This is a genomic window from Mesorhizobium abyssinicae, from assembly GCF_049887195.1.
GTDB lineage: Bacteria > Pseudomonadota > Alphaproteobacteria > Rhizobiales > Rhizobiaceae > Mesorhizobium > Mesorhizobium abyssinicae.
On sequence record NZ_JARAKC010000004.1, the window covers coordinates 87,594 to 101,813 of the forward strand.

The window sequence follows — 14,220 nt, forward strand, 5'->3', positions numbered from 1 at the left end:
AGACTATGCGAGCGCGGTTGGCGTCTCGCCGGCGAGATCGCGGAATTCGCGCACCAGATGCGCCTGGTCAGCATAGCCGCAATCGGCGGCGATCCCCGCCCAGTCGTCGAGCTGATGCTTGGACAGCGAGAGCGCCCGGTTGAAGCGCACGATGCGCGACAGCGTTTTCGGCCCGATGCCGATCGCGTCGGAAAATTTCGCCGCGAGATGCTTGCGGCTCCAGCCGAGCTCATCGGCAAGCACGGAGACCCGCGTGCGTCCGCCAGAGCCAATGACTTGCCGGTAGGCCCAGGCGATCTCGGCTGACATCCGCTTCGCCTCCGCCAGCCTTGCTGCGACGAAGCTCTCGGCAATCGCGAAACGCGAGCTCCAATCCCGTGCCTCGCCGAGCCTTTCGCGCAGCGCGATGCCTTCGAGGCCAAGCACGTCGTCGAGCCCGACCATGCGGTCGGTCAACTCGCTCATCGGCAGGCCGAAGAAGCGGCGGGCGCCGAGCGGGGTGAAGTTGATCTGGACGCAGCAGGCGCCGCCGAAGGATTGGATCACCACCGGCCCGGCAAAGAGGCCGGCGGCAAAGCTGGCGAAGCGATCGTTGTCGCCGGGGTCGCGCCCAAGCCCGATGGCGAAGGGCTCGGCGAAGCTGATGACCAGCGGCACGGTCAGCGAAGCATATTCGACATTGCGGGAGCGGAGGGGCAGCATCTCGCGATAGCCGCAAAGGTCGGTGACTGCGCCGGCAAGCGAAGCGTCAGCCGCTCGCCGCACCATCTCGAACCTCGCGGCTAAAGAATGGTCCTGTTCATGACGGCGCTCTGTCTCGATCGACATCGGCAATCCTCGCCCGCCAAATCTAGCAGACCACATTCCGAAATCAAAAGCGCCCGGCTTGTGGCCGGGCGCTTCGGTTACCTGAGATCTGAATGTGCCTGACTTAAGCGCCGCGCATCATGCAGCCGGCGGCAAGCACGATGTAGCCGATGAGAACAATCCACACTGCGGCAAGAGGAATGAACGCAAGAACGCCAAGAGCGGCGAGAACGCCGATGATGGCGATGACAAGGGAGATAATGAAAATAAGCTGAGTAGGCGCACTGAGATTCATGTGTGGCTCCTCCAACATGATTCGTACGCCGGCATTGTATCAGCCGGGCCGTCACACACCAATCAGCTGGCGCAGCGGGTTCGCCGGGTCGGCGAGAAGCTTCACCGCCAGCGCCACGCAGACGACAACCAGCAGCGGCTTGATCAGCCGGGCGCCGATGCGGATGGCGAGGCTGGCGCCGAGGCGGGCACCTAAGAACTGGGCGACGCCCATCATCAGGGCGATCTTCCAGTAAACGACGCCGACGGCGGCGAAGATGGCGAAACCGCCAATGTTGGAGGCGAAGTTGAGCAGCTTGGTGTGCGCCGTCGCCTTGAGTACGCCGTAGCCGGCAAGGCTGACGAAGGCCAACATGTAGAAGGAGCCTGCACCAGGTCCGAAAAGGCCGTCATAGAAGCCGACAAGAGGTGGAACGATCAGTCCGAACAGGAAGGGCGACAGGCGCTCGGCGCGGTCGACATCGTTCATGTTGGGCTTGAGCGCGAAATAGAGCGCGATGGCGATCAAAAGCAGTGGCAGCAAGGCGCGCAGGAAATCACCGGGCACGATTGTAGCCAGCAAGGCGCCGACGGCGCTGCCGATTAACGCCAGCAAGGCGGACGGCAACTGCCGGCGCAGCTCGACATGGCCGTTCGCCGCATAGTGGATGGTGGCCGACCCGGAGCCGAACATGCCTTGCAGCTTGTTGGTGCCTAGCGCGGCGGTCGGCGAGAAGCCCGCCAGCAGCAGCGCCGGAATGGTGATCAGGCCGCCGCCGCCCGCGATGGAATCGACGAAGCCGGCGGCGAAAGCGGCGAAGGCCAACACGGCAACAGTCTGTATGCTAAGATCGATCATCGGGGCTATGGGTCTTGCGGCGGGAAGATATGCGCGCTTCGACCACGGCAACCCCGTTTGCGCAAGGCCGATTCCGCGCTAACTATCTGCGACGGAATCGCAAAAGGGAGGCCGATGGCGATGGCACTGCTCGATCAGATACGCTCGATCTTCGACGGCGATCCCGGCGTGCGCAAGGTCGCAGACGATCCGGTCCTGTCGGCGGAACTGTTGATGCTGTTCCGCATGATCCTGGCCGACGGGTCCGTCTCGGAGAGCGAGATGGTCGCCTTCCGGCGCATCTGCAAGGAGGCGTTCGGCATTCCCGAGACGAGCATCGACAGCGTCATCGAATATCTCAACGACTTCGGCTACGAGACCAACGGCTCGCAGGCCATCGCGCTGTTCCGCGACCTCGACGTCGAGCGGCGCAAGCTGCTCGCCCAACATATGGCCGAAATCGCCAAGGCCGATTCGAAGCTTGCCGAAAACGAGGTCAGGCTGCTGCGCCGCACGCTCGACCTGCTCGACATCAGCCCGGTCGATGTTGTGAAGCCGCAGGAATAGCCGGTTTCGATAGCGGCCGGCAGGCTCGCTGCTTACCCTTGTTCCTGTAGTCTCCGTGCGATCGCCCGGTGCAGATCGGGCGCCGCTCTCACCAGCGCCCTGGCCGCCTCGGATTGCGGATGATCGAGTACCGCGCCGGTCTTGCCGCGCTCGACGATCCTGCCTTCATGCATGACCAGCACCTCGTCCGTGATGGCGCGGGCGACGGTCAGGTCGTGGGTGATGAACAGATAGGCGATGCCGAGCTTCTGGTTGAGCTCGGCGAACAGGTCGAGGATCTGGGCGCGGATCGAGACGTCGAGCGCCGAGACCGGCTCGTCGGCGACGACCAGCTTGGGGCGGGTGATGATGGCGCGCGCGATCGACAGGCGCTGGCGCTGGCCGCCCGAGAATTCATGCGGATATTTGTCCATGTCGCGCGGCCCGAGGCCCACCTCGTGCAGCGCATGCGCCACCAGCTCGCGCCGCTCGGCATTGGCCGGTTTCTTGTCCAGCACGTGCAGCGGCTCGGCGACCACCTTCTCGACCTTCTGGCGCGGATCGAAGGAGCCGTAGGGGTCCTGGAACACGACCTGCATGTCGCGCCGCGCCGGCCTCAGCTCCGCCTCGCTCCTGCCGGTGATGGTCTCGTCGCGGAAACGGATCGTTCCCGAGGTCGATTTGTCGAGCGCCAGGATCATGCGGGCAAGCGTGGACTTGCCGCAACCGGAGCGACCGACCAGCGCCACCGACTGGCCGGGCTCTATCGACAGCGAGACGTCGTCTACGGCGCGGATGGGAGCGGCACGCCGGAACATCGAGCTGCGTCGTCCCGGATAGTCGCGCGTCACGCCTTCGACCTGCAGCAAGGGCCTGGCCGAGCCGGCGGTGTGGGGGCGAGGGCGGGCCGGCACATGCATGGAGGCCTGCGCCAGCTGACGCGTATAGGGATGGAGTTGCGCAGACAGCGTGCGTGCGGTGTCGCCGGCTTCCATCACCTCGCCATGGCGCATGATGGTGATCTTGTCGGCCATCTCGGTCACCACCGCGAGGTCGTGCGAGATCAGAAGCAAACCCATGCGGTTTTCCGCCACGAGATCGCGCAGCAAATCGAGGATCTGCGCCTGCAGCACCACGTCGAGCGCCGTGGTCGGCTCGTCGGCGATCAGGAGCTTGGGTTTCAGCGCGCAGGCGATCGCAATGACGACGCGCTGGCGTTGGCCGCCGGACAGTTCGTGCGGATAGCGCGACAGCGGGAATTTCGCCGAAAGCAGGCCGACGCGGTCGAGTATTTTGCGCGCCCGCTCCTCGGCCTCGGCGCGGCTCGCCTTGGTGTGCCAGCGGATGCCTTCGGCGACCTGCTCGCCGATGGTCTTGACCGGGTTCAGCGCCGTCATCGGCTCCTGGAACACCATGCCGATGTCGTCGCCGCGCAACGCACACATCTGGTCCTCGCTCGCCGCGAGGATGTCGATGCCGTCGAAAATGACGCGTCCGCTGGCGCGTGCCGCCAAGGGCATGAGCCGCATCACGGTGAGTGCCGTCATCGACTTGCCGGAGCCGGATTCGCCGACCAGCCCCATCACCTCGCCGGGCGCCACCGCAAGCTCGACGCCCTTCAGGGTCGGCGTGTCGCCGATCGACAGCGACAGGTTCTCGATCTCGAGCAGGCTCATCGCTGCCGCCGCGATTTCGGGTCGAGGATGTCGGCGATGCCGTCGCCGAGCAGGTTGAGGCCGAGCACGGTGACGACGATCGCCATGCCCGGAAAGATCGCCATCCACGGCGCCACCACCATGCGCGTCTGCGCGTCGAACAGCATGCGGCCCCAGCTCGGCATCGGCGGCTGCGCGCCGAGGCCGACATAGGAGAGGCCCGCTTCGGCAAGGATGCCCAGTGCGAACTGGATTGTGCCCTGGACGAGCAGGAGAGTCGCGATGTTGGGCAGGACGTGCTCGATGGTGATCAGCGTCGGGCCCTTGCCGGCGGCGCGGGCGGCGAGAATGAACTCGCGCGGCCAGATGGCCAGCGCGCCGGCACGGGCGACGCGCGCGAACACCGGAATGTTGAAGATGCCGATGGCGATGATGGCGTTGATGGCGCCCGGCCCGAAGATGGCGGTGATCATGATCGCCGAAAGCAGGGCGGGGAAGGCGAAGACGAGGTCGTTCAGTCGCATCAGCGCTTCGTCGGCGAGGCCGCCGCGCGCTGCCGCGAAGGCGCCGAGCGGAACGCCGACGCCCATGCCGATGCCGACCGCGACCAGCGCCACGGCGATCGAGTTGCGGGCGCCGACCATGATCATCGACAGGATGTCGCGGCCGAAATGGTCGGTGCCGAACCAGTGCGCCCATGAAGGCGCCAGCGTCTTGTCCGAGATCACCAGCCGGGTGACGTCGTATGGCGTCCAGGCGTAGGAGAGGACCGCCACCGCCGCCACCAGCGCGGTGATGACGAAACCGACAAGGAAGGATCGGTTGCGGAATGCCTTGGCCAGAATGCCGGCCAGGGTCTCCTCGGGGATGTCGACATGCAGCGTCATTGCCGGCTTCTCAGGCGCGGATCGACGACCGCGTAGGAGATGTCGACGAGGAGGTTGACGGCGATGACGGCGGCGACCAGCAACATGACGACGCTTTCGACGACGATGAGGTCGCGTTGGGTGATCGCCTGGAACACCAGCCTTCCGAGGCCGGGCAGGTAGAAGACGTTCTCGATGATGATGGTGCCGGCGAGCAGGAAAGCGAATTGCAGCCCGAGGATGGTGAGCACCGGGATCATGGCGTTGCGCAGCGCGTGCCGCCAAAGCACGGCGCGGTAGGGCATGCCCTTGGCGCGGGCGGTGCGGATATAGTCCTCGTTCAGAACCTCGATCAGCGCCGAGCGGGCGACGCGTGCCAGGATCGCGGCTTGCGGCAAGGCAAGGGCGACCGCCGGCAAAAGCAGCGATTTCAGCGCCGGCCAGGCGCCGGCGCCCCAGCCGGGGAAGCCGCCGGCCGGCACGAGACGCAGCCAGACGGCAAAAAGATAGATCAGCATCAGCGCGAACCAGAAGTTCGGCACGGCGACGCCGAGCTGGGCGGCGCCCATGGCGATCGCATCGCCGGCGTGACCGCGCCGGCTGGCGGAAAACAGGCCGACCGGAATGGCGATGGCCGTGGACAGCGCCAGCGCGATCAGCGCCAGCGGCAGCGAGACGACGACGCGTTCGCGCACGAGATCGATGACCGGCACCGAATAGGTGTAGGAGCGGCCGAAATCGAGGCTCAGCAGCCCGCCCGCCCAATGCAGGTAACGCAAGGCCAGCGGCGCGTTGAGCCCCATCTGATTGCGCAGCACCTCGACCTGCTCGGCGCTCGCGTTCATGCCCAGCATCAGCCGCGCGGGGTCGCCGGGGATGACCTCGAGCACCGCGAACACCACCATGGAGGCCAGCACAAGCGTGGCGGCGGCGATGATCAGACGCTTCAGGAGGTAGGCACTCATCGGCACAACCTGCCGGAAAAGCAAAGGCCCCGGAAGCGGCTTTCGCCACCGGGGCTCTGCATTTCTCTCGAGGTCAATCCGACCACTTCACCTTGGTCAGATCATTGGCCTGAATCGGCGCGTTCTCCCACAGGCCTTGCAGCTTGGCGTCCCAAACGCCGACCTTCGGCAGTTCGTAGAGGAAGCCGACCACGGCGTCGTCGGCGAGGATCTTCTGCGCCTCACCGAGCAACTCCTTGCGCTTGGCCTCGTCGGAGGTGAGGTTCAGATCGGCGATGACCTTGTCGAAGGCCGGGTTGTCGTAGTTGAAGTAATAGTCCTTGCGCGAATAGATATCGATGTCGTTGGGCTCGGTGTGGGAGACGATGGTGAGGTCGTAGTCCTTCTTGGTGAACACCTGGTCCAGCCACTGCGCCCATTCCACCGGCACGATCTCGAGATCGATGCCGACGTCGCGCAACTCCGAGGCGATGATCTCGCCGCCGAGCCGCGCATAGGAAGGCGGCGGCAGCTTCAGCGTCGCCTTGAAGCCGTTCTCGAGCCCGGCTTGCTTGAGCAGTTCCTTGGCCTTGGCGACATCATGCGGATAACGGCCGGTGAGGTCGACATAGTCCTTGTTGGCGGGCGACATGTGCGAGCCGATCGGCTGGCCGAGCCCCGCCGAGGCGCCATCGATGATCGCCTTGCGATCGAGCGCGTAGGAGATCGCCTGCCTGACCTCGACCTTGTCGAAGGGCGGCTTCTTGTTGTTGATCGACAGGATGGTCTCGCCCTCGGTCGAGCCGATCACGACATGGAAGCGCGGATCGTCCTTGACCTGGGCGACGCTGTCGGGATCGAAGAAAGGGAAGGCCTGGATGTCGCCGGAAAGCAGGGCCGGAACGGCGGCGGCGGCATCGGGGACGATGCGGAACTCGGCCTTGTCGAGAGAGACCGGCGCGCCCCAGTATGCGTCAGATTTCACCAGCGTGATCGACGAGCCCTTGACCCAGTCCTGGAATTTGAACGGGCCGGTGCCGATCGGCTTCTCCTTGTTGGTGTCGGCCGATTTCGGCGACACGATCACCGCGTCGCCCCAGCCCATATTGTAGAGGAAGGAGCCCTGCGGGTTCTTCAGCGTCACCTTGACGGTGGCCGGATCGACGACATCGACCTTGTCGATCGCCGCGAACAGGCCCTTCTGCGCGTTGACCGAATTGTCGGCGCGGGCGCGGTCAAGCGAGAACTTGACGTCGTCGGCGCTGAAGTCGGCGCCGTCATGGAATTTTACGCCGGTATGAAGCTTGAACGTATAGACCTTGCCGTCGTCGGAAATGCTCCAGCTTTCGGCGAGGTCGGGCAGCACCTCGCCGTTCGGGCCGATGCGGGTCAGGCCTTCGAACACGTTGGCGTAGAGCACTTCGTCGATCGCCGCGGCAGCACCCGCGGTCGGGTCGAGATGCGGGGGTTCGAGCGGAATGCCGATGACGAGATCGGTACGCGCGGCAAAAGCCGAGGTGGCGGTGGCGAGCGCCAGAGCGGCGGCGGCGGCGAGAACGGTCTTCCACAATTTCATCGGGCAACTCCCATCTTCTCAAACCGGGTGGATAGAAGCGTGATTTCGAGGTCGAGTAAATTGCGTTTCGTGCTGTCGGACAGCGCCAGGCGGAATGTTTTTCCCGAAACAGGCGGACTGGCCGACCTCCACTTGCCTGTTTTCGTAGGGATCAGTCGGCGATGGTGCCCCGCAACAGCACGTTGAGGCCGATCGCCATCACCTTGGCCGATTCCACCATGTCGGCGATACCGACCCATTCGTCGGGCCGGTGGGCGAGGTCGAGAATGCCCGGCCCATAGGCGATGCAGTCATAGATGTGGCCGATACGGGCGACGTGCTTCTGGTCGTAGGTACCGGGCGAAATCACATAGTCGGGCTCGCGGTCGAATATCGCCATGATGCCTTGCGCCACAGCTTTCACCACCGGAGCGTCGCGCTCGGTCATCAGCGGCAGCACTTCCATCAGATCGCGGATCTCGTAGTCGAACTTCTTCCGCTCGCGCTTCAGCCGCTCCAGGATATCTGTCACCTCGCTCTTCACCGTGGCGAGGTCCTCCTCGAGCAGGAAGCGCCGGTCGATGGTCAGCCGGCAGGAATCGGGCACGTTGGGGGAGGGCAGGCCGGGACGAAAATCCTCGGTCTGGCCGCCATGGATGGAATTGATGTTCATGGTCGAGCGCTTGGCGCCTTCAGGCACCACCGGCATGCGCGTCACCTTGCGGTCAAGCGCCGGGAACAATTCATCCTCGAAGGCCTGCAGCACGGCGCCCATGTGGCGCACCGCATTGTCGCCGAGGAACGGCATCGAGCCATGCGCGATCTCGCCCTTGGTCTCGATCTCCGCCCACCAGACGCCGCGATGGCCAAGGCAGATGCGATCCTTGTTCAGCGGTTCCGGAATGATGACGTGGTCGACTTTCGGCTTCGAGAAATAGCCGAGCCTGGCAAGATGGGCGACCCCGCCGAAGCCGCCGGACTCCTCGTCGACCGTACCCGAGATCTCGATGGCGCCCGGGAAGTCCGGGAACACCTCCATGAATGCCTCGGCGGCGATGATCGAGGCCGCCAGCCCGCCCTTCATGTCGCAGGCGCCACGGCCGTAGACCCTGCCGTCCTTCACCAGCCCGGCGAACGGATCGACGGTCCAGCCTTCGCCGGCCTCGACGACGTCGATATGCGAGTTGAAATGCACGCAGGCGCCGGCCGATCTGCCGTCGAAGCGGGCAACGACGTTGACGCGCGGGTAGCGGTCGGTGTCGCCGGGGGTGCCTTCGGCGCGGATGAACTCGGTTTCGAAGCCGCGCTTCCTCAGGCGCTCGCCGACATATTCGGCGCAGGGGCGATAGGCCTCGCCTGGCGGATTGACGGTCGGGAAGCGGATCAGGTCCGCGGTCAGCGCAACGAGGTCGTCGATCCGCGCGTCGACGGCCTTAAGGAGTCGTTCGGTCATTCCTGAAGTTGAGCAGTGAAGCGGGCGACTGGCAAGCGCGACGGCGAAGTCTTTGAAACTACGTGTCGCGGCGGCAACTATGGCGGGAAAATCGTTCAAATTCGCTGCTTTGGATTGGCGAATTCATCAACGAGTGTGTGTTACTTCATTCACCTGCCGTTAAAATGCTGAAAAATCGCGTGATGGCAGGCATGCAAGGGGCAATCAAAGGGGTTTGATCGCATGAAAAAGACTGTTCTCATGGCAACGATACTGGCGACCGCGCTGTTCGGCACCTCGGTCGCAGGCAAGGCTGCCGCACTGGTGGCCAATATCGACGTATCCTCACAAACGATGACCGTCAGCAAATACGGCCAGGTGCTGTACCGCTGGAGCGTGTCCACCGCCCGCAAAGGTTACTTCACGCCGCGCGGCAGCTACCGCCCGCAGTGGACGGCCCGGATGTGGTATTCGCGCAAATACGAGATGTCGCCGATGCCATACTCAGTGTTCTTCCGTGGCGGCTACGCCATCCACGGCACTGGCGCGGTGAAGTATCTCGGGCGTCCGGCCTCGCATGGCTGCGTGCGCCTGCACACCGCCAACGCCGCGACCTTCTATTCGATGGTGCGCGAAGCGGGCTACGGCAACACGCGCATCGTCGTCACCGACTGACCTCGCGCGATTGGCTTTCGGCGCCAAAAGCGTTGCAGCAATGCCGCACTGCAACCGGAACTCGCGTCGACGCATGGTTTCCGGTGCCGACGTCGATTGCGTGAATCTTCGGCGGTGGTAGGTATCGCAACGTTACTTTTTGATGCTTGGGGACTACAATGTATCGACTTGTTTTGAGCGCGGCGATTGCCGTAACCGCTACTTCCGCCTTCGCTGCCGACGCGCCCGTCGTCCTGGACCAGGAACTCGCCCAGCCGCATGTTTCAGGCTACGGCGAGGTATATCTCGGCGGTCTCTACTTCGCGACCCCAGGGGACGATGCAGACGGCACGACCGCCGGCGGCGCCGCCCGGGTCAATTTTCCGATCGACGCCCGCTGGAACATCCAGACCGACGCGGTGATCGATTCGCTGTGGGTTGAAGGTACGAACATCTACAGCTACGGCGGCGCCATCCATGGTTACTGGCGCGATCCGAGCTCGTATGCCCTGGGCGCCTTTGCCACGATCAACGGATATGGCGGCGACGAGGGCCTCGGTGACGCAGGCATCTACACTTTCACCGTCGGTCCCGAGGCACAGGCTTATTTCGGCAACGTGACGGTCTACGGGCAGGTCTATTACGGACAGCTGCGGGCCAGCGGCGAATCCGAACACTTCGACAATTGGGGCGGCCGCGGCGTCGTGCGGTATTTCGCGCAGGACGATCTGCGCTTCGACGGCGAACTCGGCTTCTCGCGGCTGTCCGGTTTTGGCGGCCATTTCGATACCGTCTCGGCGGCATTGCAGGCGAACTATCGGTTCTCGGGGACCCCTTGGTCAGTGTTTGGCCGCTATCAGCTGGATCACCTGAGCTTCTCGGAAGCTTCGGGCAGCGTGAACATCCACAAATATCTGATCGGCCTGCGGGCAAGCTTCGGTTCGGACACGTTGCTCTCCGAAGATCGCAACGGCGCCACCATGGATACATTCCGGCCGAACTTCACTGTCCCTGCTCCGCTCTGAGGGACCTTAATCCAGAGCCGCGAGGAGTACTCCTCGCGGCTTTTTTGTTGCGCATCGAAGCAGGGCAATCGGAGCCGCCGCTTGCGCCGACGGCCGCTCATCTGCCAACGCCTGTCGAACCAAATCGCTGGCGCGTGTCCAACGCCCGCAAAGCTGCTGCACGCCGCGCGGAAGTTACCGTCCGCAATGGGCGGCGCTGATGCGGTATTCGCGCAAGCCGGTAAGGCAATACGCGCGTCGCCGTCACGGATCAGATGGAGTGTTGGAGAAAAGACAATCCGGCTCCTGCCAGTGCTTATGAATACTGCAAGTGCTCATGGACACTGCACAGTATTTGGGCAGCTTAAGGCCAAAGCGTTGCAGTAATGTCGCAGGGCTTCAGAACCCGGCTTGTACGCCCGGGTTTGAGCCTGTTCACGCTTGCGTGAACGGGCAGCGATGGTAAATGCCGGATAAGTCAGACATTTGAGGGGCTTCACGATGTATCGACTTCTCCTTGGTGCGGCACTTGCCGCAACGGCCACGTCGGCTTTTGCCGCCGATGCCGTCGCTCCGATCGTTATGGATCAGGAACTCGCCCAGCCGCATGTTTCGGGCTACGTCGAGGCCTATCTCGGCGGGCTGTATGTGACGGCCGCTGGCGAGCACGCGGATGGCACGACCGCAGGCGGCACGGGCCGGGTCAATTTCCCGATCGATTCCCGCTGGAACGTCCAGACAGACGCGTTCGTCGATTCGCTGTGGGCCGAGGGCACCAACATTTACGGCTATGGCGGCGCGGTTCACGGCTACTGGCGCGATCCCAGCGCCTTTGCGCTTGGCGCGTTCGCCTCCGTCACCGGCTATGGCGGCGACGGGTTCGACGACGATCTCTACAGTTTCTCGGTTGGACCGGAAGGCCAAGTCTACATGGGTAATGTGACCGTGTACGGCCAGGTTTACTATGGCCAGTTGCGGGCCAGTGGCTCGTCCGAGCATATCGACACCTGGGGCGGTCGCGGGGTGGTGCGCTATTTCGCCCAGGACAATCTCCGCTTCGATGGTGAACTGGGCTATTCGACGACATCTGTGGGCCCCTTCGACACCAACACCTTCACCGGCGCGCTGCAGGCTACGTACCGGTTTTCCGGAACGGCGTTTTCGGTGTTCGGCCGCTATCAGTTCGAACGCGCGTCCATATCTGCGTTCGACGTAACCGAGAACATCCACAAATATGTGATTGGCGTGCGGGCGAGCTTCGGTTCGGACACATTGCTTGATGAGGATCGCAACGGCGCTACGATGGATACCGGCCGGCCGAACCTCATCCTGCCTTCGTTACTGTAGTATCGGCGGGAAACAAGAGATTTATGGCGAAGACCGCGAAGAGCAATCTTCGCGGTTTTTCTTTGCCGCGTCCAATCTGCGCACGCGATGGCAGATGCACCGAGCGGAATGGAAAAGGCTTCGGCGCCCGGTCCTTCAGTCAGAATTTCCCACAAGCGCAACCGATGAACAAACAACGAAGCCGCGAAGGGTCTCTTCGCGGCTTTTGCTTGGTGCGGCGTCAATGGTCAATTCGGGCCGGGCACCGGGTCAGCCGGCCGCTCCTCGGCCTGCCCACGCCGCTTGCGCCGGCGGCCGCTCATCTCCCAACGCTTGTGGAACCACATCCACTGGCCGGGATCCTCGCGCACCCAGCGCTCGACGACGTCGGCGAGAAGCTGGGTGGTGGCGTGGACGTCGACGCTACCGCTTTCGGTGCGCGGCAAGGTCAGCTTGTCCTCGATGTCCAGGCGGAACCGGTTGCCCGGCAGCCGGACGCAGCGGGCGGGATAGACGTCGCAGTCGTAGTGGCGGGCGAGCATGCCCAGCACCGGATTGCTCTGGCACGGACGGCCGAAAAAGGTCGTCTCCAGTCCGCTGGAGAATTTCTGGTCAACGAGCACGCCGATATTGCCGCCGTTCTCCAGGATGGCGGCAAGCGCGAAGGACGCGCCGGTCGAGGAGGGCAGCAAGTCCCCCATGGTCGAGAGGCGCGTCGAGTGGATGTAGTCGGCGAGATAGGGATTGTTGGGCGGGCGAAACAGCGCGGTGATGTTCATGCCGAAGGTGGCGGCGGCCACCGGCAGCAATTCGAAATTGCCGAGATGGCCGGTGAACAGGATATGCGGCTTCTTCTCGCCGGCGATCTCGACGAAATGCTCGACGCCACGGACGTCGACCCGGCCGGGCTTTGTCGCTTTCGGATCATAGTCGAAGAGGGCGTCGAGGAAGATGTACTCGGCCGCCAGCCGGGCCATGTTGCCCCACATGTCGAGCGCGATGGCCTCGATGTCGGCGTCGCTCTTTTCGGGATAGGCAAGGCGCAGATTGTTGACCGCAACGCGGTGACGTCCGACCAGCGGGCCAATGCGACGGGCGACGCGGTCGGCGAAGTTGAGCGCCTTGTCCGGCGGCAGGAGCCGCAGCAGCGAGATCATCGCCATGGCCAGGCGCGCCACCAGCCAGTGCTCCATCTGGCGCAACCGTCGGCCGTAGCGGAACATGAAGTCCCGGCGGGCTTTCTTGAGCACCTTGCCGACCATTGCCCTAGACGCGCAGGATGATCTTGCCGAACACGTCGCGGCCTTCCATGCGCTTCAGCGCCGCGTCGATGTCGTCGAAGCCGACTTCGGTGTCGATGACGGGAGCGACGAGGCCGGCCGCCATCTTCTGCATGGCATCGGCCATGTTCTCCATGCGGCAGCCGAAGGAGCCGAGCAGCTTCAGCTGCTGCTGGAAGAGCTGCATAAGATTGACCTGCGTCGACACGCCGGAGGTCGAGCCGCAGGTGACAAGGCGGCCACCGCGCTTGAGGCACAGCATCGAGCCGGCGAAGGTGTCGGCGCCGACATGCTCGAACACGACGTCGACGCCCTTCTTCTTCGTCAGCTTGCGCACGACGCCTTCGAAACGGTCCTCGCGGTAGTTGATGACATGATCGGCGCCGAGCGCCTTGGCCTTGTCGATCTTGTCGTTGGAGCCGACGGTGGTGATGACGGTGCAGCCCATCTTCTTCGCCAGCTGGATCGCGGCGGTGCCGATGCCGGAACCGCCGGCATGGACGAGGATGGTCTCGCCGGGCTCGAGCTTTGCATTGTCGAACAGCATGTGTTCGACCGTGCCGAAGGTAACGGGCGCGACCGCCGCGCCGATCTCGCTGACGCCGGGCGGGGCGGGGACCAGCAGGCGGGCCGGCAGGTTGATCTTCTCTTGCGCGAAGCCGTCGAGGTGGAAGCCATGAACGCCGGAGACGTGCTCGCAGAGATTGTCGCGGCCTTCGCGGCAGGCCCGGCAAAGGCCACAGGTGCGCGCGCCATAGATCGAGACCAACTGCCCCGGCAGAAGGCTGGAGACGCCAGGTCCGACGGCGTCGACCTCGCCCGAGGCCTCCGCGCCGACGACAAGCGGCAGCTTGCGCTTGGCGAAGGCCATGCCGCGCCAGCCCCAGACGTCGATATGGTTCAGCGCCACCGCCTTGATGCGAAGCGTCACTTCGCCGAGCGAAGGCGGCGGGGGAGGCGGCAGGTCCACCGTTTCAAGACGGCGGTCCTCGATAAGTTGCAATGCGCGCATTGGGCCTGTCAGTTCGTCAAAAGGGGGG

At 64.1% G+C, this 14,220-nt stretch carries 14 protein-coding genes; 4 read left to right on the plus strand and 10 right to left on the minus strand.

Annotated features, from left to right (window positions below):
* Positions 1–3: 3 nt before the first annotated feature.
* The 3 genes from PU724_RS10795 to PU724_RS10805 form a co-directional block, all read right to left on the minus strand.
* The gene (locus PU724_RS10795; RefSeq protein ID WP_354422374.1) at positions 4–828 is read right to left on the minus strand and encodes a helix-turn-helix domain-containing protein; all 825 of its coding nucleotides are present in this window, start codon (positions 826–828) and stop codon (positions 4–6) included.
* A gap of 103 nt (positions 829–931) precedes the next feature.
* Positions 932–1,102, minus strand: coding sequence for a hypothetical protein (locus tag PU724_RS10800; RefSeq protein ID WP_126054125.1), 171 nt, complete (start codon positions 1,100–1,102; stop codon positions 932–934).
* A gap of 51 nt (positions 1,103–1,153) precedes the next feature.
* On the minus strand, positions 1,154–1,939 hold the full coding sequence (locus tag PU724_RS10805; RefSeq protein WP_354422372.1) for a TSUP family transporter: 786 nt from the start codon (positions 1,937–1,939) through the stop codon (positions 1,154–1,156).
* A gap of 114 nt (positions 1,940–2,053) precedes the next feature.
* Here PU724_RS10805 and PU724_RS10810 point away from each other — a divergent pair, with 114 nt between their 5' ends.
* A complete protein-coding gene (locus PU724_RS10810; protein WP_127287368.1) occupies positions 2,054–2,485 on the plus strand; it encodes a TerB family tellurite resistance protein in 432 nt (143 codons plus the stop codon).
* A 32-nt stretch (positions 2,486–2,517) separates the two neighbouring features.
* On the opposite strand, the gene PU724_RS10815 is transcribed toward PU724_RS10810, so the two are convergent.
* The 5 genes from PU724_RS10815 to PU724_RS10835 all read right to left on the minus strand — a co-directional run bounded on the left by PU724_RS10815 (position 2,518) and on the right by PU724_RS10835 (position 8,937).
* Positions 2,518–4,140, minus strand: a complete 1,623-nt coding sequence (locus PU724_RS10815; RefSeq protein WP_354422370.1) for an ABC transporter ATP-binding protein — start codon at positions 4,138–4,140, stop codon at positions 2,518–2,520.
* Positions 4,137–5,006: an ABC transporter permease gene (locus tag PU724_RS10820; RefSeq protein ID WP_354422368.1), complete on the minus strand. Its 870-nt coding sequence runs from the start codon at positions 5,004–5,006 to the stop codon at positions 4,137–4,139. Before PU724_RS10820 ends, PU724_RS10815 begins: the two co-directional genes overlap by 4 nt.
* Complete coding sequence (locus PU724_RS10825; protein WP_354422366.1) at positions 5,003–5,950, minus strand: ABC transporter permease; 948 nt, start codon at positions 5,948–5,950, stop codon at positions 5,003–5,005. The genes PU724_RS10820 and PU724_RS10825 overlap by 4 nt, the downstream gene beginning before the upstream one ends.
* A 73-nt stretch (positions 5,951–6,023) precedes the next feature.
* A complete protein-coding gene (locus PU724_RS10830) occupies positions 6,024–7,505 on the minus strand; it encodes an ABC transporter substrate-binding protein (protein ID WP_354422364.1) in 1,482 nt (493 codons plus the stop codon).
* 151 nt (positions 7,506–7,656) lie between these two features.
* Positions 7,657–8,937 carry an acetylornithine deacetylase/succinyl-diaminopimelate desuccinylase family protein gene (locus PU724_RS10835; protein ID WP_354422362.1) on the minus strand — a complete coding sequence of 427 codons (1,281 nt, stop codon included), beginning with the start codon at positions 8,935–8,937 and terminating at the stop codon, positions 7,657–7,659.
* A 222-nt stretch (positions 8,938–9,159) separates the two neighbouring features.
* Between PU724_RS10835 and PU724_RS10840 the strand changes: the two genes are divergently transcribed.
* The 3 genes from PU724_RS10840 (at position 9,160) to PU724_RS10850 (ending at position 11,921) form a co-directional block, all read left to right on the plus strand.
* Complete coding sequence (locus PU724_RS10840) at positions 9,160–9,591, plus strand: L,D-transpeptidase (RefSeq protein ID WP_127285696.1); 432 nt, start codon at positions 9,160–9,162, stop codon at positions 9,589–9,591.
* A gap of 158 nt (positions 9,592–9,749) precedes the next feature.
* On the plus strand, positions 9,750–10,595 hold the full coding sequence (locus PU724_RS10845) for a hypothetical protein (RefSeq protein WP_426213179.1): 846 nt from the start codon (positions 9,750–9,752) through the stop codon (positions 10,593–10,595).
* 465 nt (positions 10,596–11,060) lie between these two features.
* The gene (locus PU724_RS10850; protein ID WP_292168748.1) at positions 11,061–11,921 is read left to right on the plus strand and encodes a hypothetical protein; all 861 of its coding nucleotides are present in this window, start codon (positions 11,061–11,063) and stop codon (positions 11,919–11,921) included.
* Positions 11,922–12,148: 227 nt separating this feature from the next.
* On the opposite strand, the gene PU724_RS10855 is transcribed toward PU724_RS10850, so the two are convergent.
* Together PU724_RS10855 and PU724_RS10860 are read right to left on the minus strand one after the other, a co-directional pair.
* On the minus strand, positions 12,149–13,162 hold the full coding sequence (locus tag PU724_RS10855) for a lipid A biosynthesis lauroyl acyltransferase (RefSeq protein ID WP_354422358.1): 1,014 nt from the start codon (positions 13,160–13,162) through the stop codon (positions 12,149–12,151).
* A 4-nt stretch (positions 13,163–13,166) separates the two neighbouring features.
* Positions 13,167–14,192 carry a zinc-binding dehydrogenase gene (locus PU724_RS10860; protein ID WP_127285699.1) on the minus strand — a complete coding sequence of 342 codons (1,026 nt, stop codon included), beginning with the start codon at positions 14,190–14,192 and terminating at the stop codon, positions 13,167–13,169.
* Positions 14,193–14,220: the final 28 nt, after the last annotated feature.

Coding starts and splice junctions, on each gene's coding strand:
- PU724_RS10795 (WP_354422374.1), bottom strand. CDS start 828: ATGTCGATCGAGACAGAGCGCCGTCATGAACAGGACCATTCTTTAGCC.
- PU724_RS10800 (WP_126054125.1), bottom strand. CDS start 1,102: ATGAATCTCAGTGCGCCTACTCAGCTTATTTTCATTATCTCCCTTGTC.
- PU724_RS10805 (WP_354422372.1), bottom strand. CDS start 1,939: ATGATCGATCTTAGCATACAGACTGTTGCCGTGTTGGCCTTCGCCGCT.
- PU724_RS10810 (WP_127287368.1), top strand. CDS start 2,054: ATGGCGATGGCACTGCTCGATCAGATACGCTCGATCTTCGACGGCGAT.
- PU724_RS10815 (WP_354422370.1), bottom strand. CDS start 4,140: ATGAGCCTGCTCGAGATCGAGAACCTGTCGCTGTCGATCGGCGACACG.
- PU724_RS10820 (WP_354422368.1), bottom strand. CDS start 5,006: ATGACGCTGCATGTCGACATCCCCGAGGAGACCCTGGCCGGCATTCTG.
- PU724_RS10825 (WP_354422366.1), bottom strand. CDS start 5,950: ATGAGTGCCTACCTCCTGAAGCGTCTGATCATCGCCGCCGCCACGCTT.
- PU724_RS10830 (WP_354422364.1), bottom strand. CDS start 7,505: ATGAAATTGTGGAAGACCGTTCTCGCCGCCGCCGCCGCTCTGGCGCTC.
- PU724_RS10835 (WP_354422362.1), bottom strand. CDS start 8,937: ATGACCGAACGACTCCTTAAGGCCGTCGACGCGCGGATCGACGACCTC.
- PU724_RS10840 (WP_127285696.1), top strand. CDS start 9,160: ATGAAAAAGACTGTTCTCATGGCAACGATACTGGCGACCGCGCTGTTC.
- PU724_RS10845 (WP_426213179.1), top strand. CDS start 9,750: ATGTATCGACTTGTTTTGAGCGCGGCGATTGCCGTAACCGCTACTTCC.
- PU724_RS10855 (WP_354422358.1), bottom strand. CDS start 13,162: ATGGTCGGCAAGGTGCTCAAGAAAGCCCGCCGGGACTTCATGTTCCGC.
- PU724_RS10860 (WP_127285699.1), bottom strand. CDS start 14,192: ATGCGCGCATTGCAACTTATCGAGGACCGCCGTCTTGAAACGGTGGAC.